Raw genomic sequence first — 25,495 nt, forward strand, 5'->3', positions numbered from 1 at the left:
TGTCAATAATCATTTCTATACAAAAAATAAAAAATTTATGCAAGCTATAGAGATATTTGTACATAATCAAAAGATTTTGCTTTAAAAAGGATTATTTGCGAAATTTAATATTTGCCCTTAGGTATTCCATACCTAAACTTTCCCATTGTCTGTAACCCTCCAATTCCTGCTGCTCCTGTTATGGTGCTTTCTATTAATTCTTCTATCTTTACAATTTCATTTATATGAGAAAAAGCCACTTTTTCACTAACTAAAACGGGGTCAAGGCAGTGAATCAAAACCCTCTCCGGCGAACTGGCGTAATTTGCTCCAGCTTTTATTAAAGCTTCGTAATTAGATTGACACGCACCGGCAAAAATTACTAAATTGTCAAGGACGGGTTCATACTTTCTCGCATTTTTAACTGCTTCCACAAAATATTTGGAATTTCTATAACTATTCATGTCGCTATAACTTCTGGTACTTTTTATACTGTCATGTCCTGTAAGAACTAATATATCAGGCCCATATTTTTCCAACAGTTCATATACTTTATCTGGTTGTTCCTCTTCATTCACTACTACTCCCACTACATCCATTCCTACTTTTTTGTAAGCTTCAAGGCATATATTTAAATATTCTTCATCTCCGTCTATGTGAAGGACTTTTCCCGGTTTTCCATACGCCTCTTGACGACTTGACCGCAACAATCCTCGTATTCGCTGAAGGTTTTTTGAAGAAGCAATTTTTTTTAAAAGGTACTCAGCTTTTTCTCTATAAGGTCTATCGTATTCAGCTATTCTCGCGCGAGACGCTTCTATAAGGTCTTCCTCCGGTGCATCTGCTATTATCCGCATGTTTACCCCGTGTAAAAGATAATGCCTTACCCCTTTATTATCTATCACATCAATGACCCTAAACAAAATGTCAGAGCCATAGGACTTTCTCATGACAATGTCATTAATGCAAAAAGCCATATTATACCCCCCTGCATATCCAGAATTCTATATTTCATAATATGCAAGGGGGTATATGTGAGTGTATATAAATTTATTCCTCCATCTGTTTCCCTAAAAAAGCAGCCGCAGTTTCAGCGATTTTGGCTTCAACTTCCGTCACCGTTTCACCTGTCTCTTTTGTAAATATCACTACACTTCCTATTGTATCACCTCTTGAAATTATTGGGACTATAACTTGTGAAGTGATGGTAAAATCTTGACCTTCACTTATTTTAATTGGGCCCTTGTCTTTTCCTGTGCCCAACATCACCGTCTTTTTTTCTTCTAAATATTTCTCAAGGTCTTGGCTTATGGGCTTATCTATTAAATCTTTTTTCGCTACTCCCGCCACTGCTATCACATTGTCAGTATCCGTTATGCAAACAGGATGTTTTGTGGATTGATAAATGCTATCAGCATATTCCTGTGCAAAATCACTTAACTCGCTTATAGGCGAATATTTCTTTAAAATTATCTCCCCCTCTTTATCCGTGAAAATCTCCAATGGATCTCCCTCTTTGATTCTTAAAGTCCTTCGTATTTCTTTTGGAATAACAACTCTTCCAAGGTCATCTATTCTTCGTACAATTCCTGTAGCCTTCAAAGTAAATACCTCCATTTCCTAAAATTTTTAGCTCAAGATTAGTATTTATGTTTTTCCATAAATTTATGCGTAAAAAAAAGACACCGTTTAGTGTCCTTTTTCAGTGTCTTTAACTTACAGTAACTTTTATGTTTTGTGGAAATTTTTGTATTTTAGCTGCTTTTTCAAGGTCGCTATATTTCTCTTTAATTACCTCGTTTTTCTTATTGTTCAAAAGATGATTCTCTATGCTGTCTTTTACTTCCTCAAAAGGTTTTACAGTGGCGCCTTCGGATTTTATTATATGATAACCATACGTTGTTTTGACAGGTTTTGATATTTCTCCTTTTTTAAGTGAGAAAACCACCTGGTCAAACTCAGATACCATAACACCGCGAGGAAATTCTCCTAAATCGCCACCACTATCTTTGGTAGCAGTGTCAATAGAATACTCTTTTGCTAAAGAAGCAAAGTCCTCTCCTCTCATCAATCTGTTATATATCTCATCTGCAGTCTTTTCATCATTAACCAAAATATGGCTGGCTTTGACAACCTCAAACTGGCTTTTATTGTCATCGTAATACTTTTTCACTTCCTCTGGTGTAACTTTTACGTCTTTTGTGTACTCATCAAAAAGTTTCGTTATCAAAAGATAATTTTTTACATCCTCTTTTGTAACATCTTTATTAACTTCTTTCTCCTTTTCGTATTCACTGTTTATTTCCTTGTCTGAAACTGTGATATTTCTCTTTCTCGCTTCTTGCAAAAGTAACTTTTGCGTTATGAGATTTTCAAGGACGTTTTCTTTAACAACCTCCAAAAATTTTTTACCTTGGTAGTCTTGATTCCAAATATCTTTTGTGTATTGAGGGCTGCTCTCAATCTGAGCCTTTACTTGGTCAAAAACTTTTTTGTATTCGGCATTAGTGATGTTTTCACCATTGACAGTTGCAACAACGTCTTTTTTGGTAGAACAGGAAACGGTCAAAAGCAAAATAAACACAAAAGACAAAATTAAAGCGATCTTCCTTTTCAAAATAACATCCTCCTGACTTAAAAAATTCACAAATACATAACTCAATTATATACCACTTTTACTCCATCTGCAAATTTTTTATCTTTTCTACAAGCCCAATTAGCTCTTTTTGTATTGTTTCTTTTTTGTTGAATTTGTAAGTAAGGTAAGGTGGAATTTGATTTGAAAACATTAGATTCCCCCTATACTCTTTTGTGAGTTTCTCTATTGTGTCTAAATTTACTGACTTAGTATCTTTAAATTTTAAAATAACATAATTGCCCCTCTCTGTTATTTCAGTTATGCGCAGTTTAGAAGCAATGGCTTTCAAATAAGCTATCTCAAGTAGTACTTCAACCGGCTTGGGATAATCACCAAACCTGTCTATAAGCTCCTCTGAAATTTCTTCCATATCCTTTTTAGATTCAATAGAGGCTATCTTTTTATACATTTCCAGTCTTAAATTTTCATCCTCGATATAGGAAGAATCGATGTAAGCATTGACTTTTATATCCACAGTAGTAGTGACCTCTTCTTCTATGACTTCTCCCTTTAAATTTCTTATGGCTTCTTCTAAAAGCTTGAGATACATGTCATATCCCACTGCATCGATATGGCCATGTTGTTCAGCTCCTAAAAGATTTCCCGCCCCTCTTATCTCCAAGTCTCTCATCGCTATTTTAAAGCCAGAACCAAATTCAGTAAACTCTTTTATCGCCTCTAATCTCTTCTCCGCAACTTCACTTAAGACTTTGTCCTTTCTGTAAGTAAAGTATGCGTAAGCGAGCCTATTTGACCTTCCAACGCGCCCTCTTAATTGATACAGCTGAGAAAGTCCCATTTTATCCGCATCATAAACTATAATCGTATTGACATTGGGTATATCAAGGCCTGTCTCAATAATCGTAGTGCTGACTAAAACATCGTATTCCCCGTTTAAAAAGTCTATCATCACTTTTTCAAGGCAGCTTTCTTCCATCCGACCGTGAGCGACAGCTACTCTACAGTTCGGAATCAATTCTTTTATAAACGAAGCCATTTTTTCTATGCCGTTTATGCGGTTGTATACAAAATAAACTTGTCCTCCTCTCCCCATTTCTCTCAGTATTGCATCTTTTATTAATTCTTCATTAAATTCTACTACATAAGTCTCTACCGGATATCTATCTTCAGGCGGATTTTCAAGTATGCTCATATCTCTTATGCCAATCAAGGACATGTGAAGAGTCCTTGGAATAGGAGTCGCTGACAAAGATAACACATCTATACTTTCTTTAAGCTTTTTTATCTTTTCTTTGTGAACAACCCCAAATCTCTGCTCCTCGTCTATAATTAAAAGCCCCAAGTCCTTAAACTTTATGTCATTTTGCAAAAGCCTGTGGGTACCAACAATAATGTCAATATTCCCTTCTGCTAAAGCCTTAACTATTTGCGCTTGTTCTTTAGGAGTTCTAAAGCGGCTGAGCATCTCTATTTTAACAGGAAACTCTTTGAATCGCTGTAGAAAATTTGTATAATGCTGCTGCGCCAGTATAGTCGTTGGGCACAGAAAAGCAACCTGTTTTCCATCAGCAACCGCTTTGAAAGCAGCTCTTAAGGCCACTTCTGTTTTGCCGTAGCCTACATCCCCACAAAGCAATCTATCCATGGGCCTATCCTTTTCCATGTCCTCTTTAATTTCTTTTATGCACCTTAACTGGTCTTCTGTCTCTTCATAAGGAAACTGCTCTTCAAACTCCTTTTGCCATGGTGTATCAGGAGAAAAAGCATGTCCTTTTACCATCTGTCTTTTGGCATAAAGCTTAATCAAGTCTTTCGCAAGGTCTTCCACAGCTTTTTTAGCTTTTCTCTTTGCCCTTAGCCACTCACTTCCTCCCAGCTTGTTTAACTTAGGAGGATTGTCAGTAGGTCCCACGTATTTTTGCACGAGGTCCAATTGCTCAACTGGTACAAAAAGTGTATCTCCACCTGCATAGGTTATCTTTAGGTAATCCCTTATAATCCCATCCACTTTTATTTTTTCTATGCCCTCGTATTTGCCTATTCCGTAATTCACATGAACAACATATGAACCCGCAACAAGCTCTGTAAAACTCTTTATTTTATCTGCATTTTTAATCTTTACAGTTTTTCTCGCTTTTTTTGTCTGTCCAAAAATTTCGCCGTCGCTTATAACAGCAAATTTTGCATCTACATATTCAAAACCTTTGCTTATCGATGCAGGATATATCACAACTTGCCCTTTTTGTATATCGTATTCACTGTCTTCAGCCACAATTGCGTCAATTCCATAACTATCAAGGGTTTCTTTGAGAATCCTTCCTCTCTCTTGATTTCCACTTAATAGTAAAACTCTGTAACCGGTATTCTTGTAATATTTTAAATCGTCAACTAATATATCCATTTTGCCGTGAAAAGGATGCATAGTCTTTGCTACAAAATTAACAATTGCTTTTGGCTGTAGTTCACTGTCAGGTTTTGCTAAAGTGTTCATAATCAACAGAAATCTGAACCTGCATCTTTTTAATATGTCCTCATAGTCAAAAAGAAGTTTGTTTTGCTCAGGTAGTACTTCTCCTTTCTCTAACAAAGTTTTAAAATTTTCGTTAAATTCCATGTGAATATTGTTTATTCTCTGTTTAATTCGAGAACTTTCGTCCAAAATTACAATCGCATCTTCAGGCAAATAATCGATGATAGAATACACATCTTTATAAAAATAATCTATGAGTTCGTTGATATTTTCAACCCTTTTAGACTCTGTTATTTCTTCCATAATCCCTTCAAATTTTTGCTGCAATTTTTCGGCAATACCGCTTTTTAGTTTTCTTATTTTAGATAAATAAGAATTTAAATGACCTGACACATTCGAGATTCCGTATTTTATGTGCTGGCTTTCTACAATAAATTCTGTTGCTGCAAAAAGACTCACTTCATTTACATTTTCCAAAGACCTCTGAGTAATAGTATCGAATATCCTTATAGAATCTATTTCATCGTCAAAAAGTTCAATCCTATAAGGATATTCTTCAGTAGAAGGGTAAATATCAATTATACCTCCTCTTAAACTAAATTGACCTTTGCCTTCTACCATTTGAACCCTTTCATAACCCATCGTCAAAAGATTCTTTATAGTATTTTCCAAATTGATAGTATCTCCGACTTTAAAAGTAAATTGATATTTTTTAAACAATTCTATTGGAATAAGCTTTCCAATAACCGCATCTATTGAAGCGACAACAGCGTGAGGTTTGCTTTCAACCAGTTTTTTGATGGCTTTAAGCCTTTGCGATGCAAGCTCTTGGCTGGCAGCATCTATTTTGTAAAACAGCGCTTCTCTTTTAGGATACAATGAAGCATTTCCAAAACTAAAAGAATATAAATCCTCGTAGATTCTCCTCGCTTCTACGTCGTCATAAGCAATAAATAAAACAGTCTTATTGAATTTGTTCATAATATGGTGAGCAATATGAGCTTTTTGTGAATCGGTAAGTCCATAAGCTAAAACAGGTCCATTGCCTTCTATTAAAGATTCTTCAATAGTCTTGACTTCTTTTAAATCTTGTATCTGTCGTGTAAACATTTCAATCACCTCAACATAACCCTATTCCAAAAACCGTGTACTAAAGATGCTACCGCTATTGCAAAAAATATGTTTGTATGCAAAACCAAATAATATGAAATCCAGCCAAAAAATGTATGACTTAATATACTCAGTACAGCAGCTTTTAAATTAATTTTGTAGGAGCTCCTTTTGTAATCATTTACTGCCTCGGCAATTCCAAATATTATATGAGATAGAATGATAGAAGAAGTAATATATCCAGCCAATGTTTTACAAGCTTCTTCTATAATAGGAACAAAATATATTATAGCTTTTTCTTTGTATTTATTTACTGCTATTCTATTTAAAAAATATGCCAAAACAACTCCGCCAATTCCAGACAATAGCCACATAGATTAGCTTTTCTCCTTTTTTTACTCTTTTATCCCCCATTAAACTTGCTCATCGCATGTTCTATACCATTTTCAATAATGTCTATAACTGCGTCTGCTGCTTTTATGATAGCCTCGTCAATCAATTTTTTCTCATACTCATTAAATTTACCCATTACATAGCTTACAAGGTCATTTTCGGGTTTGCCTATGCCTATTCGCACCCGTGGAAAGTCCTCGCTATTTAAAAGATATATGATAGAATTCATACCATTGTGACCGCCTGAACTGCCTTTTCTTCTTATCCTTATTTTACCCACATCTAAATCTTTATCGTCATAAATTACAATTACATTTTTAAGTGGAATTTTATAAAAATTTACAATATCGTATAGGGCTTCGCCACTCAAATTCATAAATGTCTGAGGCTTTTGAAGTACGATCTTTTCTCCTTTGTAATTACCTTCACCAATAAGAGACTTAAACTTGAGCTTACCCACATCTATATTTAATTTTTTTGCCAGCTCATCTATAACCATAAATCCCACATTGTGTCTTGTCCCTTCATATTCTTTTCCAGGATTTCCTAAACCAGCGATTATATACATATGACCACCCTTTCTTATCACATTTTTTATTATACATAACTAAAACAAAAAAAGCTATAGAGTACATAAAATACCGACCAGTAAAATCACTGGCCGGTTTTATTGAAAATTAGCACTACTTTGCAATTTTACAGGAACTGTGAAGGTCTTGCCGTTTCTCCAAATAGTTACATTTATTACATCTCCAACTTTGTGGCTGCTAATTACACTTTGTAAGTCTTCAAAAGAAGTCATGTTTTTGCCATCAACTTTTATTATAACATCTCCTGGTTGAATGCCTGCACGTTCTGCTGCACTATTAGGTTGAACTTGGGCTACATACACTCCTACAGGCAAGTTATATTGGGCTGCATCTTGTTTTGTAATGGTCTGGGCACCTATGCCCATCATTGGTCTTTCTACATAACCACGTTTTATTATCTGTTCAATTATAGGTTTTGCTTCGTTTATTGGGATTGCAAAGCCCATTCCTTCAACTGGAGTACCTTGGCTTTGGAACAACCCGAAAGGATCTTGCATGCTTGGTCCTGTTGAAGTAAGTTTAACACTTGTTATCCCTACAACTTCAGCTTTACTGTTTACAAGAGGTCCACCGCTGTTGCCAGGATTTATCGCAGCATCTGTTTGTATGAGTTTGACTGGACCATAATCACTTTGGAGGTTTCTGTTAAGTCCGCTTATTATACCTGCAGTGACTGTCCCTGCAAAGGAATCTCCCAAAGGATTTCCTATCGCGATTGCCAGTTCACCCGGTTGAAGTTTTGAGGAATCGCCAAGTTTTACAACAGGTAAATTAGGAAGGTTTATCTTTAAAACTGCAAGGTCTGTTCTCGCATCTTTGCCTATTAACTTAGCTTCTGCACTTCTACCATCCAAAAGTTTCACTGTAATCTTTGAAGCACCATCAATAACATGGTTATTTGTTACAATATATCCATCAGAGCCTATTATAAAACCAGAACCACTGCCTTTGGGTACATATTCTGTTCTATAACCGTTTGTGTAAGCAACGTTTGTATCAATTTCTACCACTGCAGGACTCACTATTTTGTAAATGTTAGGTATTAAATCTAAAATGCCGTTTGAGGATGTTTCAGTATCTGACAGTGGCAAATACCTTGTAACGACTTGTGGTGTAGATCCCGTCCCTGTTCCATAATATTTCATTACAGCCCCTGTAACTCCGCCGCCAATGAGAGCTGCTACCAATGCCACTGCTACAAAGGAAGCTAACATTTTTCTTCTAAATCTCTTTGCCATTTTGCCAAGGCTTTTTTTATTGTTTCTAAATTCTACTTTGGGATGTATAGCAGTATTTTGATCTTCTTCCGGTTGTTGTTCTTCTGCTTTTAATATTTCTTGACTTGCATCCTCTACCGTATACTCCGCCTCTATTTCATTTTTTTGAGAAGGTACCACATTTTCAGGGTCATTCTTTTCGATTTTATTTTCAAAGTCCTTGTCGTAATCCATACTCACTCACTCCTTTCGTTCTTTCTTGTCTCTAATTATACCCCCTGTTTATTAACAAATTATGAACATCGTGTAAAGATTTTAAGTACTTTTATTGAAATAATTTTTAAAAACTGCCACAAAATAAATGTGCGGCCCAATGGGTGGCTTGGGCCGCTATAATAAGGGAGGTCAAGGAGAGGCATTTGTCGCTCTCAAGTATCATTATATCCTTTATTTATGAATAAAGTGTTAACAAAGTGTAAATATTTTATTGTGATTTTTTAAAATTTTTTCACCGGTAAAGTAAAAGTAAATGCTGTACCTTTACCGAGTTCACTTTCTACCCATATCTCCTCATTATGAGCATTTATAATGCGCTTTACTATATAAAGTCCAAGGCCTGCTCCATCTTTCCCTCTCGATTTGTCCGCTTTATAAAATCTATCCCATATATGCTCTTGGTCTTCTGGAGAAATACCTATTCCATTATCTTTTATAGTAATAAATGCCTTGTCATCTTTTATTTCAGTAAAAATATGAATTATACCCTTTTCTTTAGAAAATTTTATTGCATTGTCTATAAGATTTGTCAAAACTTGTTCTATCTTATCTTTATCAGCTATAACTATTCTTCTGTCTTCTTCAAAATCAACTTTAACGCTTAGATCTTTTTCCACTATTCTTTTTTCAAACTTTATAACAGCCAGTCGAATAAGTTCATTTATATCAAATTCAGTCTTATTAAGTGGAAATTGGCCTGACTCAAGTTTAGTCATTTCAAGAAAATCGTCTATGAGTCGAGACATCCTCCTTGTTTCTTTTTGCACTATTTTAAGATAATCGCAAGCTTTTTCCTTTGGTATAGTTCCATCTAATATTCCATCAATATAGCCTTGTATAGATGTCAATGGGGACCTCAATTCGTGAGAAACATTTGCCACAAAATCTTTTCTCATGTCTTCTAATTGTTCTAATTCTTTTGCCATAACATTAAAGGATTTAGCTAAATCCCCTATCTCATCATCTTCTTTATGTTGCACCCTTGCAGAAAAATTCCCCTTCGCTACCTGCTGAACAGCTAAGCTCATCTCTTTAAGAGGCTGAGATATTCTACTGGAAGTATAAGAAATGAGCACAAAACCTATTATAAGAGCTACTCCTCCAGATAAAAGCATTAAAATAAAAATGTTTATAATGGTTTTATTCATTTCTGTCAAAGGTGCATGCATAAATATAGCCCCTTCAATACGGCCATTTATAACAAGAGGCACTCCTACTGTCAAAACAGGCTGATTAAATTTACCACCAAAATATCCTTTTTTTACAACAGATTGTCCATCTAAAATGCTTTTTATTTCTTCTTTACTGAGGCTTACTCCTGTCCACGCTTTGCCCTGCTGCTGTGATTGACTGTAAATTAGCCCTTCTTTATCCACGATCCATACAGTAGCATTAATCAACCTAGTAACAACATTTAATTCTTGATTCCATTTATCTATATTTATGTCACCTACTGCAAATTCATTTAAAATTGCATTTATTTCTTGAGCCTCTTCCAACATTATTTTTTCTTTGTCGGCAAAATAATAGTTTTGAAACATCAGATAAAACATCCCTGAAAGGATAGACAAAGTAATAAGGATAATAATTATATTGCTTATAAAAAGTTTTTTAAAGAGTCTATTTTTGCTCAAATTTAGTTCACCTCAAATTTGTAGCCTACACCCCAAACAGTAGTAAGTTTCCAGTTGGGTCCATCTCCCATTTTCTCTCTAAGCCTCTTGATGTGGACATCTACAGTACGGCTATCCCCCATGTAGTCATAACCCCAAACGTTTTCCAGTAATTGGTCTCTTGTAAACACCCTGTTGGGGTGTGTACACAAAAAATACAAAAGTTCCAATTCTTTCGGAGTCAAATCGATGTTTTGACCTTTGTACCTTACTTTGTACTCACTTAAGCTTACATAAAGGTCGGGATATGTGACCGCTTGTTTATCTTCTCCTACAGGTTCGTATCTTCTTAAAACAGCTTTTACTCTAGCCACCATTTCTTTCCCATCAAAAGGCTTTACAATATAGTCATCCGCCCCAATCTCTAACCCTAATACCTTATCAAAAGTGTCTCCTTTTGCAGTAAGTATTATAATAGGCACTTTTGAAAATTTTCTCACTTCCTTGCAAAGGGCTATACCGTCAATACCAGGAAGCATCAAATCAAGTATAATGAGCCTTGGAAGTCTTTCTTGGATCTTCTTCAAAGCCGTTTGCCCATCGTATATTTGTTCCACTTCAAAACCTTCTTTTTCAAGATACAAAGAAACTATTTCACATATATTTTTGTCATCATCTATAACATAAATTTTCTGATTTTCTCCCACAAAACCACCCTCTAAATTTTCATATAGACTTTACTATAATTATACCATAAAGTGCTATAAAGGAAAATGCATTTTAAGTGAAGTGAAACAAAAAAGGCACATCAAGTGCCTATACAAATAATTTGCTTACAGACATTCCCTCATGAATCCTCAAAATCGCTTCTGCAAACAAAGGAGCAACAGACCTTACTTTAATTTTGTCAATTCTCTTTTCTTCTGGAAGAGGAATTGTATCAGTTATAACCAATTCTTTAATAGGTGATTCCTTTAACCTCTCAACTGCAGGTCCTGACAGCACTCCATGGGTTGCACATGCATAAACCTCAGTAGCTCCGTTGTCAATGAGAGCCTCTGCTCCTTGCACAAGTGTGCCTGCAGTATCAATGAGGTCGTCTACTAAAATAACTTTTTTGCCTCTCACATCTCCTATGATGTTCATTATCTCTGCCACATTAGCTTTAGGCCTTCTTTTGTCAATGATTGCAAGAGGCGCATTAAGTTTTTCTGCGAAATACCTTGCCCTTGTCACACTGCCGTGGTCAGGAGAAACAACTACTACATCATCCCCTAATTCTTTGTCAATAAAATATTTCGCAAGAATAGGTCCTCCTAACAAATGGTCAACAGGAATGTTAAAATAGCCTTGTATTTGAGGAGCATGGAGGTCCATAGTAACAACTCTATGAGCACCAGCAGCAGTTATGAGGTCTGCCACCAGTTTTGCAGTAATTGGGTCTCTCGCTTTTGCTTTTCTGTCTTGCCTTGCATATCCATAATAAGGTATAACAGCGTTTATTTCTGCGGCAGAAGCCCTCTTAAAGGCATCTATCATTATTAATAATTCCATTAAATTGTTATTAACTGGTGCACAAGTTGACTGAATGACAAAAACACTTGCCCCTCGAACACTTTCTCCAATTCGCACACTTATTTCTCCGTCGCTAAAAGTCCCAACCTCAGAGACGCAAAGCTTAAGTCCAAGATGCTCTGCTATCTCGCTTGCCAATTTAGGATTTGAATTTCCTGAAAAAATTTTTAAAGAATTAATATATCTCGCCATTTAATTTAAAGCCTCCTTTTTTTATTTTTTCCTGTACCCAGCCCTCCTTATTAGTCTGTCTGTTTCTCGCTATAGCAAGAGCCCCTTCAGGAACATCCTCTGTTATTGTTGAGCCTGCAGCAATATAAGCATTGTCCCCAATTTTTACTGGTGACACAAGATTCACATTACATCCCACAAACACATTGTCTCCTATTATCGTCTTGTGTTTTTGCTTACCGTCATAGTTAACCGTGATTGAACCACAGCCCATATTGACATTCTTGCCTAATTCTGCATCTCCAACATAAGTAAGATGCGGAACTTTTGTCCCCTCTCCAATGACAGATTTCTTTATTTCTACAAAGTCACCTATTTTAACTTTGTCATGTATCACGCTTTCCGGGCGTATTTGCGCAAAAGGTCCAACTTTGATGTCGTTCCCCAATTTCGAAGATAATACAACAGAATACATAATATTGCATCCATCCCCTATTTGAGAATCGACGATCCTGCAATTAGGACCTATTTCACAGTCGCTTCCTATAACAGTCTTCCCTTCTATCACACAGCCCGGAAATATGACAGTATCAGGTGCTATTTCAACATTAGCCCCTATATAAGTGGTCTCAGGGTCGATTATTGTTACACCGTTTTCCATGTGGCGATAATTAATTCTCCTTTTCATGACTCTTTCTGCCTCAAAAAGCTGGACTCTGGAGTTAACTCCCATTATTTCTTCCGGTGAAGCAGTAAAAGCGCCAATTTTTCCTCCCATTTCTTTTATAATTTCTACAGCATCCGTCAGATAATATTCACCCTGTGCGTTATTATTTGTGATCATTGTCAATGCTTTTTTTAGTTTGGGTATATCCATAACGTACATGGCAGAATTTATCTCATGGATGCCTCTTTCTTCCTCTGTTGCATCCTTATCTTCCACGATTTTTATAACGTTTCCATCTTCATCCCTTATTATCCTTCCATATCCCGATGGGTCTTCTACCACCGAAGACAAAATTGTAACACTGTTGCCTTCTTCAATATGAAAGTTTACCAAAGCTTTTAATGTTTGTGAAGTGATAAGAGGGGTATCACCTGTCAAGATCAAAACATTACCTTCTTCCGGTAATAAATCCTGTGCCATCTTTACCGCATGCCCTGTACCTAACTGCGTTTCCTGATATGCATACTTTACCCTGTCCTTTAATACCTCTTTTACCTCTTCCGCCTTATGGCCAACTACCACAATTACGTCATTGTTGCCCACATCTTTTGCCGCATCTACAACCCATTCTATCATTGTTTTCCCGCATATCTTATGGACAACTTTGGGATGTTTAGATTTCATCCTCTTTCCAAGCCCAGCTGCTAAAATCAGTGTCACCAAACCTTCCAATTTTAACACCCTCTATACCAATTTAATTCTCATACCCTATACTATTTTAACTATAATCGCCACAAAGTTCAACAAAAAAATAAAAAGGAGACAAGCTCCTTTTTATTCCCTATGTGCAGCTTCTTGTTCTTTTGCTTTCTCGTATTCTTTAAGAATAGCGTTCTGTAATTTAGATCTGGTATCTGAATTTATAGGGTGAGCAATATCTTTAAACTCTCCTTCCGGAGTTTTTCGGCTCGGCATAGCAATGAATAATCCATTTTGGCCCTCTATAACCTTTATGTCGTGGACAACAAATTCATTGTCAAAGGTTACAGAAACTACAGCCTTCATTTTGCCTTCCTCATTAAGCTTTCTCACCCTTACGTCTGTAATCTCCATAAGCTCACCACCTTCCTGAAGCTTAAGCCCATATGTTAGCGTTCGTGGAACTACTCTCCCCTTTCGGGTGAGCTTCTTGCTTCATTGACTGCTTATTTTTCTTTCGCAATCTCCACAAGCGTAACTTCGGCGTGTTCCCCACCTACATTAAAAACTTCTTACTTTATAAATTAAATATTCGCCATAAAATCAAAATTTCCTTCATCAAAATACAAACTTCAGAAAAATTTTTAAAAAATTTTATTCCCGTCATTCCCCCATTATCCAATCACTTATTTCAATATCAATTATATTCTTTTCCTCATCCATATTTTTTAACACAAAAATTGAAATATAATTGTTTACAAGTTTTTCTTCTGGTTTTTGTGTAGAAATCATAACGCCTGCACCTACCACTTCTGCATCAAACTCTTCCATAAGCTCCATCATTCCTCTAATTGTACCGCCTGCCTTCATAAAATCATCTATAAGTAAAACCTTAGAACCTTTCTTTAAAGACCTTCGAGATAACGACATAGACCTTATATGCCTTTGTGAACCAGAAACATAGTTGATAGAAACAAAAGATCCCTCTGTAACCCGGCTATCTTTTCTAATTATAACAAGAGGGACATTGAGCGCCCTTGCACACATCATCGCTATAGGTATACCCTTTGTTTCCACTGTTACTACCGCGTCAATATTCTTTTCCTGAAAGGGATAAGACAAAATCTCTCCAATTTTTGAAACGACAGAAGGAGAATAAATCAAATCAGCAGTGTACAAAAAACCTCCCGGAATTATCCTTGATGCATCTTTTAACTTTTCACACATTTCTTTCACAAAAGAGCGATAACTATCTATATTAGATATAGATAGATATTTTATGCCTCCACCTGCACCAGGTACAGTTATTAATTTTCCAAAATTAAATTTCTCTATAACGTCTTTCAAAATATCTATATCTTCTGAAGCTGTAGATTTAGCTATGCCAAAAAGATTCATAAAATACTCTAAATTGATAAGAGTATTGGGATTATCGTTAAATATTTTAACGATTGCTGCTAATCGTTCGTACCTTTTGTACTTATTCATAAAAAAATAACCTCCAAAAATACAAACTTTTATACTAAAATTATATTTAAAAGTTCACTCTTCTGCAATATGTGATATAATCTTTTTATAAAATAAAATTGTTTCATTTTAGAAGTCTAAATCATATTTTAACCATGGAAGGGCAATAATAACAATAGAATCTGAGAGGAGCGTACAAATATGGATATAAATCTTGAAAACTTTAAAAGAGTGCATTTTATAGGAATTGGCGGTATAAGTATGAGCGGTTTAGCTCATATACTTTTAAAAAACGGTCACATTGTAACAGGCTCTGATATAAAAAACTCTCACATAATTGATAGATTAAGGCAAGAAGGCGCTGTTATAACAATACCCCATGAAGAAAGTAGCGTAATAGGTGCTGACTTGGTCATTTACACCGCTGCTATACATGAAGATAACCCTGAGTTTAAAAAAGCTAAAGAATTAAATATACCAATAATAGATAGAGCAACGCTTTTAGGAATTATAATGAAAAAATACAAATACGGAATTGCCGTAGCAGGAAGCCATGGCAAAACAACTACCACATCTCTAATATCCGTAATACTCGATGGTATGGGATTTGACCCAACGGTTTTAGTAGGTGGGGAAGTAGACATAATAGGTGGAAATGTGAGAGTAGGAAGTAGCGAATATTTTGTTACAGAAGCCTGTGAATATACAGATAGTTTTTTAAAATTTTATCCCTACATAGCTGTTATTTTAAACGTCGATTCAGACCACTTAGATTACTTCAAAAATATTGACAACATAAAACAGTCTTTTAGGCAATTTGCTAATTTAGTTCCACCAGATGGATTTGTGGTAGCATGCAAAGATGATGCAAACACCATGTATGTTGTAAATGGGTTAAATAAAAACATTGTGACCTATGGTATTTACCAAGATAGTGATTGGAAAGCAAAAAACATAAGTTTTGATGACAAAGGCTGTGCAATTTTTGACGTTTATTATAAAGAGGAATATATGGGCAATTTTAAATTATCAATACCCGGAAAACACAATGTTTACAACGCCTTAGCTGCTTTGGCAGTAAGTCACCTTGTAGGAATTGACATAAAAAAAGCTTCTCATTATTTAACTGAATTCAAAGGCACTCATAGAAGATTCGAAATAAAAGGAATAGTTGATGGCATAACAATTGTGGATGACTATGCTCATCACCCTGCTGAAATTAAAGCAACTTTAGAAGCAGCAAAAAATTATCCTCATAAAAGAATTATTTGTATATTCCAGCCACATACTTACTCAAGAACTAAATCTTTGCTTAATGATTTTGCAGGATCCTTTGACAATGCGGATAAAATAATAATAGCTGACATATACGCCGCAAGAGAAAAAGACACAGGAATTGTTTCATCTAAAGATTTAGTGGAACTAATCTCTCAAAGAGGAAAGGATGTTTTGTACTTAAAAGATTTTGACTCTATAGTTGAGTATTTAAATAAAAATGCAAAAGCAGGCGATTTAGTATTAACAGTTGGAGCAGGAAATATCTACGAAGTAGGAGAAACGTTTTTAAAAGGCCATGAAAAAGCTGTAGGAATATAAAGCCCTACAGCTTTTTATCTTGCAACACAAGATTTCCTCTCCACAAGCTTTACAGGCACAATGATGTGGTCTGTGTCTACATCCTTTTGCTTTAACCTTGCAATCAAAAGTTCTGCAGACTTAATTCCCAAATCAAATGTAGAAATATCTATTGTCGTAAGGGGTGGGTTTGCAAAAGCTGACAAGGGAATGTTGTTAAACCCTACTATTGATATATCCTCAGGAACTCTATATCCTTTATCTATTGCAGCCCTTATAACACCAAATGCCATAACATCATCAGTAACCACAACTGCAGTAGGTTTTTCTCTTTCTAATATTCTCATCATCGCTCTGTATCCACCGTCTTCTGAAAACTCGTCTTGTTCCACCAACTCTCTCTTAAAAGGTATCCCATTTTCCTCAAGGGCAAGTTTATAACCATCCAATCTATCTAAACTCACTACGTATTCCAATGACCCACTTATAAAAGCAATTTCTCTATGTCCATGTTTAATAAGGTAATTAGTAGCAAGCTTAGAAGCCCCTATATTATCATTATCAACCCAATACACACCCTTGGCGTCTAAAGGCTTACCTATAACAACAAAAGGAAATTTCTCATCTCTTAACCACGGTATAAGTTCATCGGTTGTACGGGAAGATAAAAGAATTATTCCATCTACTCGTTTGCCTTTTACCATATTTATAACCGCTTCTTTTTCCTCTTCTTGATTTCCAGATGTCGACAAAAGCAAATCATACTTTTCTCTATGGGCAACAACACTTATGCCCCTCATAACTTCAGGGAAAAAAGGATTTGAAAAAGCTTCTTCTGTGGAGCGAGGCATTATAAGTCCCAAAGTATTTGTCACCTTACTTGCAAGGCTTCTGGCAATGGCATTTGGATAATACCCCAATTCCTCCATCGCCTTCCAAACTCTTTCTTTTGTCTCTTTACTTATACGCGGATTATCAGCAATAACCCTCGATACAGTAGAAGGAGCAACATTTGCCTTCTTTGCCACATCTTTAATCGTTACATTCATGTATATCACCACCTTTAAAATGAAACCGATTGCATTTCTTCTATTTATTATTCTATCCTATTCTTTTATTTACGTCAACAGTTTTCATCTTTTTTAAGGATTCTTTATATAACCCCAGCTATTTTTAATATCTGTTCAGTAATTCTATACAAAAATACTAACACTGATAAAAGCACCGGCCAATGCAAGAAAATATATAAGTCTTCTTTTAACTTTGTAGTACCGCGGATAACATATGGGTCAGTTACTTTCTTCAAATATCTTAATAGCACATACAAAAGAATAGCAGCAAATAATGCAAAAATCCCATAACCAATGACAACAATAAATGGAATATCTACCTGTTGTAATGGAGTTGTCTTCCCAAAATTTTGTTGTGCTACAAAATATGATAACAACACAGAAATAGTGTTATTTGTAAAATGGCCTATCATTCCCCCATATATGGAATTAGTTCTATACACCACATATCCCAATAAACTACCGAGAAAAAGTATACCTAAAAAATTCTGCACATTTAAATGAAGCATTGCAAAGAATATAGCGGTTATAAAAATACTCTTTATAGAACCTCTCATTTCAAAACTTCTCATAACAAGTCCTCGCATAAATATTTCTTCACAGCAGGCAGCTACAGCTCCAAATATTAGAATTTGCATAAAAAGTTCTTGTGTATTGGAAGCTGCAGGTATTGGCATAACGGGAATTTTACCCAGTTTAGATAGAAAATAATTTGTCAAAAGTGCAAAAAAACTCGACACTATCCAGCCTAAAATAGCTATTATTATCACTAAAAAAACTTGTTCCCCCTTTATAGGATTTAACCTTAAAACATATTTTACATCATATCTTTTAAAAAGAAGGTAAAGAATAACAGGCAGTAAAACAAGAAAAAATTCTGTGATTAGTATACCTATATATAAAGAAGCCTTTTGCACCAAATATCCAACTGTTATGAGAAGTAACATGACAAAAAAGTACAACTTACTTACATCTTTTTCATCTGGCCGCATTCAACCACTTCCTTTTTTACATCATCAATTTCACCCTTATAGATTTTAACATATAAAGAATAAAAAAGTAAGAATTAAATGTGAGATTTTTGTGAAACCTAATAATTGAAAATTTCAATCAATGTGATATAATAAATAGTAGAAAAATATGGAGGTGATGTAAATGAGCCTTATGAGACGAGGACGCGACTGGTGGGATTGGCCCTTCGATTTCAATATTAGAAATTTGCCAAGCATTTTTGATGTGAATTTCCCATCTATTTCAGGTCTATTTTCTCGGCCAAGAGTGGACATCACCGAATCTGAAACAGAAATAGTGGCAACAGCTGAACTACCGGGCGTTGACAAAAAAGACATTGAAATAAATGTCTATGACAATATACTGGAAATAAAAGGGCAAACCACAGTAGATGAAGAAAGAGAAGATAAAAATTATTACATGAGAGAAAGATATTACGGAAGTTTTGCCAGAAGAATAGAATTACCCGCAGAAGTAGACCCTGAAAGAACTACTGCTAAATTTGAAAACGGCATTCTCAAAATCACAATGCCAAAATTACATCCAAGCAAACCAAAGGGAAGAAAAATAGATATAGAATAATATGAACAAAGGTAAGCAAAAAGTGGAGATGCAAAATATCACATTATCTTTGCCTAAGGGTTTATTACAAAAGATAAAACATATAGCTATAGATAGACAAACATCAGTATCTAGCCTTTTAACAGAAACTCTTGAGGAAATTGTAAGAAAAGAAAATTCATATGACAAAGCCAAGTCACGCCATATATTAGAAAAAGGTTTTAACTTGGGTACGGAAGGCGAACTTACCTCGAGCAGAGAAGATTTGTATAGAGACCTAAATTCAGGTCAGTACTCTGGCAAAGTAAAGGTGCAAAATCCTTTTAGCAAATAAAAAACTGGAAGGCAACAGCCTTCCTTTTTTATTCTACTTTTTTCTTAAGAAGCGCTACCATTAATGCAGTAACTACTGTACCAACTGCTATTACTCCAATGTAAAGAAGAGGATTTGACACAGCTATCGGTATTACAAATATTCCTCCATGAGGAGCTCGAAGTTCAATGTGGAAGAGCATTGAAAGAGCACCTGTCACAGCAGAGCCCACCATTATTGAAGGTATTACCCTGAAGGGGTCTGCTGCTGCAAATGGTATAGCACCTTCTGTTATAAAGGAAGCACCTAAAACCCATGCTGCTTTACCTGCTTCTATCTCTTCCTTTGTAAATCTATTCTTGAAAAGAACAGTTGCAAGTGCAAGTCCAAGAGGAGGTGTCATACCAGCTGCCATGACCGCTGCCATTGGAGCAAAAACATTTGATGCTAAAAGACCTGTTGCAAAAGTATAAGCTGTCTTGTTTACAGGACCACCCATATCAAAAGCCATCATAAGTCCTAATATTGCTCCAAAAATCACTGCATTTGTCGAACTCATACCAGTAAGCCAGTTAGTCAAAGATGTCATTATAGCTTTCATTGGAGAACCTATTACATATATCATTAAAAGTCCAACTATTAAAGTTGATAATACTGGCAATATGAGTACTGGCATTAAACCTTCTAATGTTTTAGGAAGCTTTATTAACCTTTTCAGATAAACTATCGTATATCCTGCCAAAAATCCTGAAATGATGCCGCCTAAAAATCCCGCCCCAGTGGATACTGCCAGCATACCGCCTACCATACCGGGAACAAGACCAGGCCTATCTGCTATAGAAAATGCTATATAGCCAGACAAAATCGGAACCATCAATGCAAAGGCTGAGCCGCTGCCAATTTTCATCAAAGCCCAAGGAAGAGTTCCTTCTACCTCAAAGGCTTTATATCCCCAGAAAAAGGAAAGTGCAATTAAGATACCACCTGCAACTACAAAAGGTATCATGTAGGAAACACCTGTCATAAGGTGTTTGTAGGCACCTGTCCTTTGCGCTGACCTTTCTTTATGAATCTCCTCTACCTTTTCTACATAATCTTTTGGCTTTTCCATCTTAAGAGCCTTTTCAATAAGCCCTTTTGCATCCTTTATAGCATCTTCAACTGGTACCTCAAGTACAGGTTTTCCTACAAATCTTGATTTATCAACTTTCGTTGCAGCTGCTATTATGACAGCATCAGCAGTTTTTATATCTTCTTCAGTAAGCTGGTTTTCTGCACCTATTGACCCTTGAGTCTCTACCTTTATGTCTACTCCCATTTCTTTGGCTGCCATCTGAAGATTTTCCGCCGCCATATAGGTATGAGCAATACCTGTAGGGCAGGCTGTAACAGCAACTACCTTTTTCATAATTAATCCCCTCTCTTAAAAATTTACTTCTCAAAAGCCTTTATGACTTCCTCAGGTGTCGAAGCTCTTTCTAACTCTTCTCTCACCTCCTTATGCATCAAAGACCTTGAAAGCTCAGACAAAACTTTAAGGTGCAGCTCATCAGAGTTGTCTGGCACAGCAATTAAGAAAAATAAATGTGCAGGTTTGCCATCCATTGAGTTATAGTCTATTCCCTGGCGAGACTTTCCAAATACTATTGCTGGCTTTTTCACAAGACTGCTTTTGCCATGAGGTATTGCAACCCCATAACCTATACCTGTAGAAAACTCTTCTTCTCTTTTTTTCACCACTTCTAAAAAGCCTTCTTCATCATCTACAACTCCATTTTCTTTTAAAACACTTACTAACTCTTCCAATACTCCATTTTTGTCCTTTGCCTTTAGGTCAAAAACCATCATTTTTTCGTTCAATACATCTTTTATTTCCATTTCCCTCACCTTTCTATCCTTTCTATTTCAATCTTATCCTTTAATATATTTACCTCATCAAGGGTACCTGCTCTTGTGCCTTCTTTCATAACAACTGATGTAGATAAAGCTGCTGCTATTTTTATTGTCTCCTCAATGGGAAGTCCTTTGTATATTCCATGAGCAAAGCCTGCAACAAACGCATCTCCTGCCCCAACTGTCCCTTTTACTTCAACTTTTACAGGCATTACCCTATATATCCCTTCCTTTGTTATCACAACACTGCCGCGGCCTCCCATAGAAATCGCAACTATTTCTATACCTGAATCCTTCAGCTTTTTCCCTTCTTCAATAACCTCTTCTAAACTTTCAAGCTTTTTGCCTACTGCATCTTCTAACTCCTGCACATTAGGTTTTATCATGTAAGGCTTTTCTTCTATGCCGTATAAAAACGCTTCTTTGTCAGCATCGAGAATTATTTTTAAATCGCCGCTTTTTATTTCTCTAATTATGTCTTTGTAAAAAGTCTTTTGCACTCCTTGTGGTAAACTTCCTGAAAGCACAAGCACTTTTGACTCTTTGGCGTATTTACATATACTTTTTTTAAGTAGCTCGATTTCTTCTTCGCTTACATGAGGACCATATTCATTCAAATCAGTGACTTCCATCCTTGAAATATCAGAAATCTTTATATTTGTCCTCGTCTCATTCTTTATTTTCACAAAGTCAGTTTTTATACCTTCATCTTCTAAACAATCGATTATATATTTAGCATTAGGTCCTATAAAGCCGAGAGCAATAACATCATCTCCAAAATTTTTAAGGTTTTTGGCGACATTTATGCCTTTTCCCCCAGCATCTACTCTTGAGCGAATTACCCTATTTACATAACCAAGTTTCAAATCCTCAACAATTATTGTCCTGTCAATCGCTGGATTCGCCGTTACCGTCGTTATCATTATTTTCATCCTTTCCAAAACTTACTATATCTATATTTGCCTGTTCATATTTTCGCACTATCTCATAATCAACCTCATCATCTGTTATTATTGCCGTAATGTCTTTTATATCTGCAAATTTGACAAAAGATTTTTTACCGAATTTAGTATGGTCAGCCACTATATAAACTTCGTTTGCTACATCACACATCGCTTTCTTTGTATTGGCTTCAATTAAGTCTGGAGTCATAAGCCCATCCTCAAAAGATATAGCATTGGTCCCTATAAAGGCTTTGTCAACTTTAAACTGCTTTATCACCATTTCAGCAATTGGACCAACTAATGCCTTAGTCCTCCACCTCTGTATGCCTCCTGTTACAATAAGTTCAATATCCTCATGTTTTGAAAGTTCTATCGCAATAAGAGGAGAATTTGTGACAACAGTAAGTTTCATATTTTTAAGATTTCGCGCAATTTCAAGAGTAGTCGTACCAGCATCTAAAATTATAGAATCTCCTTCTTCTATCATTGATGCAGCAATTTTACCTATTTTTCTTTTTGCCTCAAGTTCTACATCTTCTTTTTCAAAAAATGCAGGCTCATAATGAGTACCAACATTCAATATCGCACCACCGTGAGTCCTCTGTATGAAACCCTTTTCCTCCAGCACATGCAAATCTCTTCTTATTGTAGACTCAGAAACATTAAAGATTTTACTAAGCTCCGCAACGCTTATACTTTTATCCTTACTTATAATCTCTGCAATCTTTAAGCGCCTTTCCTCGCCAAACATTCTATCAGATATACTCATATTCATTCACATCCATTCAATTTTGTCCTGCTTAATTGTGAATGATTTTGCTCAATTTTGATTATATATTATCATTTTTACTTTGTCAATAGGCAAAAAAATAAAACAGGCAATGCCTGTTTTAAAGCAAATAAAAGAGTCCCCCAAGGAGGAGGACTCTTTATAGTTGAATATTATTGTACTATTTCTATTACAAATACTTTACCTACGTCGTTAGTATAGAGGTTAACTCCTGTATCCTTTGTAATATCGCTTAATCCTTTGAGATTACCATTTGTATCTACTACTATAAAGTTAGGATCCAAGAGATATCCTTTATTGGTAGTATCAGTAATTCTTAAATTAGCTTGATCAATATTTGTTAATTTTACTCCTGAAGCAACCGTTGGCAACGCAATGTTTGCAATTTTTCCATTAGTTAATGTTAATACAACCGCTTTATGTGTATAATTTGTAGCTAATTGTGAATTTGCATCATATGTCTTTGTTTGACCATTTTCAAGAACTGTTAATCTAGTAAATGTTGAGCCATTTACGTACACATCTGCTGTACCTGTTACATATGCATAAACTGTAGATGTTGTAGTTGATACAAAAGATGCATTATTAAATACTACTACCTTTGCCACATTGTAATTATCCGCTACAATCTTAACGTTCAGGTTTGTAGCATCTTTTAGATCTGTCAGTTTTAATGCTTTATAACCATCACTTGTGTTGTTAAGAAGCACTGTGTTGTCTGTGATGTAGTATGTCGTACTACCTTCAGTTAATACTTTTGCATCAGCTTTATATGAAGCACTGCTAAATGGTTGATCATTTGCCCTCTGTATGTCATTTAATTTACCATTTGCATCAACTGTATAGGTTACTATAGTACCTTCCGCTAAGTTGACTTTATCATATACGTCGCTGTACACCGCATCAAATACTTTTTCTGCAGCATCTGGCAGTATCAACTTCACTTTTGCAAACCAAGCAGTAAATGGATCTGATTTCTCTTTAAATATAGCATAATTTACAGCTGTTGTTGTAGTTGTTGAAGATATTCCTACAATTACATTATCTTTATTAAGTATGACTGTTACTTTCTTACCTGGTTCAAGCTGATTCCATACATTATTATCAGCTACAGTATAAGAAACATTATCTATGGAAGCCTTATATGTTGAACCACTGACAGACTTTTCTGTAACAGTACCAGTTACCTGATTTCTTACAACGTATATTACTGTTCCCACAACATTTCCATTTACATCATATTGCTTGCCATAGTAGATATAATCATTAGCTTTAATATCTGTTACTTTTGATACTGCACCTGTTACTGTTACTGTTCCTTTCAATTCGTAATTAGAATCTCTATTGAGGTACTTGTCACCACTTTGTACATCATTGTACACAATTGTTGAGTTGTCATAAGAACCATTTACAATGAGATAGTTGTTGTTTATAATTGTTACTTCCGCACCTTCTTTTACAGTCACTTTAGAAACTTTTGTCAAATAGCCATTGTAAAGTACATACGCATTATCATCAACTTTTATAGCAGTTTTATTATCATCATTCTTATATACTGTTGTACCAACGGAATCTTGACCTTCTGTAAAGCTTACAACATCATTATCTCCTTCAGCAACATATACTGGGTCACCAAATCTCTCTGAGTATACAATTACTTTTTTGCCAAGATATTCTGAAAAGTCAACAAGACCTGCGTTAATAGTAGTTAATTTACCATCCTTGTCTAATACTGCAACTTTGCCTTCCTCAACTGACCTGTCTTGAGCATTTGTAGCTATTACTGTATATTCTGCCTTTGTTGCAACTTTTGAAATGAGCGGCTCTCCAAGCACTTCTTTGCCATCTACATATTTAACCATTGGTACTTCCAATGCTCTGTCCAATATTAATGCCAAGTCACCACGTTTAATTACTCCGTTGTAGGCAAGATTTAAGCCATGTACTAGTCCGAGGTCTTGAGCTTTAGCGAGATAACCATAAGGCCAGTCAAGGTCTTTGAAGCCAAGTGCTCTTAATACAAATGCCAATGCTTGTGCATATCTCAGCTCGCTATTTGGATCAAATTTACCATTTCCAACACCTTGCGCCAGCCCTAATTTGTAAGCCAAGTTAATTTGTCCAACTGCCCAGTGATTTTGTGGTACATCTTTAAATGCTGATTTCTCGCTCTTAGCCATTTCAGCTAAGTCTTCATAGCCCAGCATTCTGTTTACGAATGTAATCATCTGAGCTCTTGTAACTGGCTGATCTACACCAAATTTGCCATCTCCTACACCATTCGTGATATTAAGAGCATACAGACGAGCCACTGCTGATGCATAAGGTGCATCATCTTTCACATCGGTGAACGGTGTCGTTGCAGCAAACCCTACTGCCATCGCACTGAACACCAATGCGAACGTGAGAACCACTGCTATTAACTTTTTGAGGTTCTTCATACAGTCAATCCTCCTCCTTGTATTTGTATTTTAATTTTTATATTATTGTTTTGAAAGGCATAAGCCTTTCA

The 25,495-nt window shown here is 35.7% G+C and carries 23 protein-coding genes; 3 read left to right on the plus strand and 20 right to left on the minus strand.

What is annotated here, in order from left to right; all coding sequences use genetic code 11:
* Nucleotides 1-104: 104 nt before the first annotated feature.
* The 13 genes from yabG to purR form a co-directional block, all read right to left on the minus strand.
* Nucleotides 105-956 carry a sporulation peptidase YabG gene (gene yabG, locus TKV_RS11205; RefSeq protein ID WP_049685995.1) on the minus strand — a complete coding sequence of 284 codons (852 nt, stop codon included), beginning with the start codon at nucleotides 954-956 and terminating at the stop codon, nucleotides 105-107.
* 73 nt (nucleotides 957-1,029) lie between these two features.
* Nucleotides 1,030-1,581, minus strand: coding sequence for a stage V sporulation protein T (spoVT, locus tag TKV_RS11210; protein ID WP_049685996.1), 552 nt, complete (start codon nucleotides 1,579-1,581; stop codon nucleotides 1,030-1,032).
* A gap of 109 nt (nucleotides 1,582-1,690) precedes the next feature.
* On the minus strand, nucleotides 1,691-2,596 hold the full coding sequence (locus TKV_RS11215) for a peptidylprolyl isomerase (RefSeq protein ID WP_049685997.1): 906 nt from the start codon (nucleotides 2,594-2,596) through the stop codon (nucleotides 1,691-1,693).
* A gap of 58 nt (nucleotides 2,597-2,654) precedes the next feature.
* Nucleotides 2,655-6,158 (minus strand): transcription-repair coupling factor, encoded by a 3,504-nt coding sequence (gene mfd / locus TKV_RS11220; RefSeq protein WP_049685998.1) that lies wholly within the window; start codon nucleotides 6,156-6,158, stop codon nucleotides 2,655-2,657.
* Between the two features lie 5 nt (nucleotides 6,159-6,163).
* Nucleotides 6,164-6,532, minus strand: a complete 369-nt coding sequence (locus tag TKV_RS11225; protein ID WP_049685999.1) for a hypothetical protein — start codon at nucleotides 6,530-6,532, stop codon at nucleotides 6,164-6,166.
* A 29-nt stretch (nucleotides 6,533-6,561) separates the two neighbouring features.
* The gene (gene pth / locus TKV_RS11230) at nucleotides 6,562-7,119 is read right to left on the minus strand and encodes an aminoacyl-tRNA hydrolase (protein ID WP_049686000.1); all 558 of its coding nucleotides are present in this window, start codon (nucleotides 7,117-7,119) and stop codon (nucleotides 6,562-6,564) included.
* A gap of 99 nt (nucleotides 7,120-7,218) precedes the next feature.
* On the minus strand, nucleotides 7,219-8,592 hold the full coding sequence (locus tag TKV_RS11235; RefSeq protein ID WP_049686001.1) for a S1C family serine protease: 1,374 nt from the start codon (nucleotides 8,590-8,592) through the stop codon (nucleotides 7,219-7,221).
* A 263-nt stretch (nucleotides 8,593-8,855) separates the two neighbouring features.
* Nucleotides 8,856-10,268, minus strand: coding sequence for a sensor histidine kinase (locus TKV_RS11240; protein ID WP_049686002.1), 1,413 nt, complete (start codon nucleotides 10,266-10,268; stop codon nucleotides 8,856-8,858).
* A 2-nt stretch (nucleotides 10,269-10,270) separates the two neighbouring features.
* Nucleotides 10,271-10,954: a response regulator transcription factor gene (locus TKV_RS11245; RefSeq protein WP_049686003.1), complete on the minus strand. Its 684-nt coding sequence runs from the start codon at nucleotides 10,952-10,954 to the stop codon at nucleotides 10,271-10,273.
* A gap of 109 nt (nucleotides 10,955-11,063) precedes the next feature.
* Nucleotides 11,064-12,014 carry a ribose-phosphate diphosphokinase gene (locus TKV_RS11250; RefSeq protein ID WP_049686004.1) on the minus strand — a complete coding sequence of 317 codons (951 nt, stop codon included), beginning with the start codon at nucleotides 12,012-12,014 and terminating at the stop codon, nucleotides 11,064-11,066.
* Nucleotides 11,998-13,392, minus strand: coding sequence for a bifunctional UDP-N-acetylglucosamine diphosphorylase/glucosamine-1-phosphate N-acetyltransferase GlmU (gene glmU, locus TKV_RS11255; protein WP_049686005.1), 1,395 nt, complete (start codon nucleotides 13,390-13,392; stop codon nucleotides 11,998-12,000). The genes TKV_RS11250 and glmU overlap by 17 nt, the downstream gene beginning before the upstream one ends.
* Before the next feature lie 102 nt (nucleotides 13,393-13,494).
* On the minus strand, nucleotides 13,495-13,773 hold the full coding sequence (spoVG, locus tag TKV_RS11260; RefSeq protein ID WP_049686006.1) for a septation regulator SpoVG: 279 nt from the start codon (nucleotides 13,771-13,773) through the stop codon (nucleotides 13,495-13,497).
* 249 nt (nucleotides 13,774-14,022) lie between these two features.
* A complete protein-coding gene (gene purR / locus TKV_RS11265) occupies nucleotides 14,023-14,847 on the minus strand; it encodes a pur operon repressor (RefSeq protein WP_049686007.1) in 825 nt (274 codons plus the stop codon).
* Nucleotides 14,848-15,027: 180 nt separating this feature from the next.
* Between purR and murC the strand changes: the two genes are divergently transcribed.
* Nucleotides 15,028-16,422: a UDP-N-acetylmuramate--L-alanine ligase gene (murC, locus tag TKV_RS11270; RefSeq protein ID WP_049686008.1), complete on the plus strand. Its 1,395-nt coding sequence runs from the start codon at nucleotides 15,028-15,030 to the stop codon at nucleotides 16,420-16,422.
* A gap of 14 nt (nucleotides 16,423-16,436) precedes the next feature.
* On the opposite strand, the gene TKV_RS11275 is transcribed toward murC, so the two are convergent.
* Entirely contained in the window at nucleotides 16,437-17,450 is a 1,014-nt protein-coding gene (locus TKV_RS11275; protein WP_006569771.1) for a LacI family DNA-binding transcriptional regulator, read from the minus strand.
* 104 nt (nucleotides 17,451-17,554) lie between these two features.
* Nucleotides 17,555-18,463 (minus strand): CPBP family intramembrane glutamic endopeptidase, encoded by a 909-nt coding sequence (locus tag TKV_RS11280; RefSeq protein ID WP_049686009.1) that lies wholly within the window; start codon nucleotides 18,461-18,463, stop codon nucleotides 17,555-17,557.
* A 163-nt stretch (nucleotides 18,464-18,626) separates the two neighbouring features.
* Here TKV_RS11280 and TKV_RS11285 point away from each other — a divergent pair, with 163 nt between their 5' ends.
* Nucleotides 18,627-19,064: an Hsp20/alpha crystallin family protein gene (locus TKV_RS11285; protein WP_004399058.1), complete on the plus strand. Its 438-nt coding sequence runs from the start codon at nucleotides 18,627-18,629 to the stop codon at nucleotides 19,062-19,064.
* A gap of 1 nt (nucleotide 19,065) precedes the next feature.
* The gene (locus TKV_RS11290; RefSeq protein WP_049686010.1) at nucleotides 19,066-19,377 is read left to right on the plus strand and encodes a hypothetical protein; all 312 of its coding nucleotides are present in this window, start codon (nucleotides 19,066-19,068) and stop codon (nucleotides 19,375-19,377) included.
* A gap of 28 nt (nucleotides 19,378-19,405) precedes the next feature.
* On the opposite strand, the gene TKV_RS11295 is transcribed toward TKV_RS11290, so the two are convergent.
* The 5 genes from TKV_RS11295 to TKV_RS11315 all read right to left on the minus strand — a co-directional run bounded on the left by TKV_RS11295 (nucleotide 19,406) and on the right by TKV_RS11315 (nucleotide 25,424).
* A complete protein-coding gene (locus tag TKV_RS11295; RefSeq protein WP_049686011.1) occupies nucleotides 19,406-20,764 on the minus strand; it encodes a PTS fructose transporter subunit IIC in 1,359 nt (452 codons plus the stop codon).
* A gap of 23 nt (nucleotides 20,765-20,787) precedes the next feature.
* Nucleotides 20,788-21,234, minus strand: a complete 447-nt coding sequence (locus tag TKV_RS11300; RefSeq protein ID WP_049686293.1) for a PTS sugar transporter subunit IIA — start codon at nucleotides 21,232-21,234, stop codon at nucleotides 20,788-20,790.
* Between the two features lie 5 nt (nucleotides 21,235-21,239).
* The gene (gene pfkB, locus TKV_RS11305; protein ID WP_049686012.1) at nucleotides 21,240-22,172 is read right to left on the minus strand and encodes a 1-phosphofructokinase; all 933 of its coding nucleotides are present in this window, start codon (nucleotides 22,170-22,172) and stop codon (nucleotides 21,240-21,242) included.
* The gene (locus tag TKV_RS11310) at nucleotides 22,138-22,968 is read right to left on the minus strand and encodes a DeoR/GlpR family DNA-binding transcription regulator (protein ID WP_049686013.1); all 831 of its coding nucleotides are present in this window, start codon (nucleotides 22,966-22,968) and stop codon (nucleotides 22,138-22,140) included. Before TKV_RS11310 ends, pfkB begins: the two co-directional genes overlap by 35 nt.
* A 167-nt stretch (nucleotides 22,969-23,135) precedes the next feature.
* Nucleotides 23,136-25,424, minus strand: coding sequence for an S-layer homology domain-containing protein (locus TKV_RS11315; protein WP_049686014.1), 2,289 nt, complete (start codon nucleotides 25,422-25,424; stop codon nucleotides 23,136-23,138).
* Nucleotides 25,425-25,495 lie beyond the last annotated feature (71 nt).

Source organism: Thermoanaerobacter kivui, from assembly GCF_000763575.1.
In the GTDB taxonomy this organism is placed as follows: Bacteria; Bacillota; Thermoanaerobacteria; order Thermoanaerobacterales; family Thermoanaerobacteraceae; genus Thermoanaerobacter; species Thermoanaerobacter kivui.

What these genes read in the sequence shown, in the direction of transcription:
- yabG (WP_049685995.1), bottom strand. Translation starts at nt 956, where the DNA reads ATGGCTTTTTGCATTAATGACATTGTCATGAGAAAGTCCTATGGCTCT.
- mfd (WP_049685998.1), bottom strand. Translation starts at nt 6,158, where the DNA reads ATGTTTACACGACAGATACAAGATTTAAAAGAAGTCAAGACTATTGAA.
- TKV_RS11225 (WP_049685999.1), bottom strand. Translation starts at nt 6,532, where the DNA reads ATGTGGCTATTGTCTGGAATTGGCGGAGTTGTTTTGGCATATTTTTTA.
- pth (WP_049686000.1), bottom strand. Translation starts at nt 7,119, where the DNA reads ATGTATATAATCGCTGGTTTAGGAAATCCTGGAAAAGAATATGAAGGG.
- TKV_RS11235 (WP_049686001.1), bottom strand. Translation starts at nt 8,592, where the DNA reads ATGGATTACGACAAGGACTTTGAAAATAAAATCGAAAAGAATGACCCT.
- TKV_RS11250 (WP_049686004.1), bottom strand. Translation starts at nt 12,014, where the DNA reads ATGGCGAGATATATTAATTCTTTAAAAATTTTTTCAGGAAATTCAAAT.
- spoVG (WP_049686006.1), bottom strand. Translation starts at nt 13,773, where the DNA reads ATGGAGATTACAGACGTAAGGGTGAGAAAGCTTAATGAGGAAGGCAAA.
- purR (WP_049686007.1), bottom strand. Translation starts at nt 14,847, where the DNA reads ATGAATAAGTACAAAAGGTACGAACGATTAGCAGCAATCGTTAAAATA.
- murC (WP_049686008.1), top strand. Translation starts at nt 15,028, where the DNA reads ATGGATATAAATCTTGAAAACTTTAAAAGAGTGCATTTTATAGGAATT.
- TKV_RS11275 (WP_006569771.1), bottom strand. Translation starts at nt 17,450, where the DNA reads ATGAATGTAACGATTAAAGATGTGGCAAAGAAGGCAAATGTTGCTCCT.
- TKV_RS11280 (WP_049686009.1), bottom strand. Translation starts at nt 18,463, where the DNA reads ATGCGGCCAGATGAAAAAGATGTAAGTAAGTTGTACTTTTTTGTCATG.
- TKV_RS11285 (WP_004399058.1), top strand. Translation starts at nt 18,627, where the DNA reads ATGAGCCTTATGAGACGAGGACGCGACTGGTGGGATTGGCCCTTCGAT.
- TKV_RS11290 (WP_049686010.1), top strand. Translation starts at nt 19,066, where the DNA reads ATGAACAAAGGTAAGCAAAAAGTGGAGATGCAAAATATCACATTATCT.
- TKV_RS11295 (WP_049686011.1), bottom strand. Translation starts at nt 20,764, where the DNA reads ATGAAAAAGGTAGTTGCTGTTACAGCCTGCCCTACAGGTATTGCTCAT.
- TKV_RS11300 (WP_049686293.1), bottom strand. Translation starts at nt 21,234, where the DNA reads ATGGAAATAAAAGATGTATTGAACGAAAAAATGATGGTTTTTGACCTA.
- pfkB (WP_049686012.1), bottom strand. Translation starts at nt 22,172, where the DNA reads ATGATAACGACGGTAACGGCGAATCCAGCGATTGACAGGACAATAATT.
- TKV_RS11310 (WP_049686013.1), bottom strand. Translation starts at nt 22,968, where the DNA reads ATGAATATGAGTATATCTGATAGAATGTTTGGCGAGGAAAGGCGCTTA.
- TKV_RS11315 (WP_049686014.1), bottom strand. Translation starts at nt 25,424, where the DNA reads ATGAAGAACCTCAAAAAGTTAATAGCAGTGGTTCTCACGTTCGCATTG.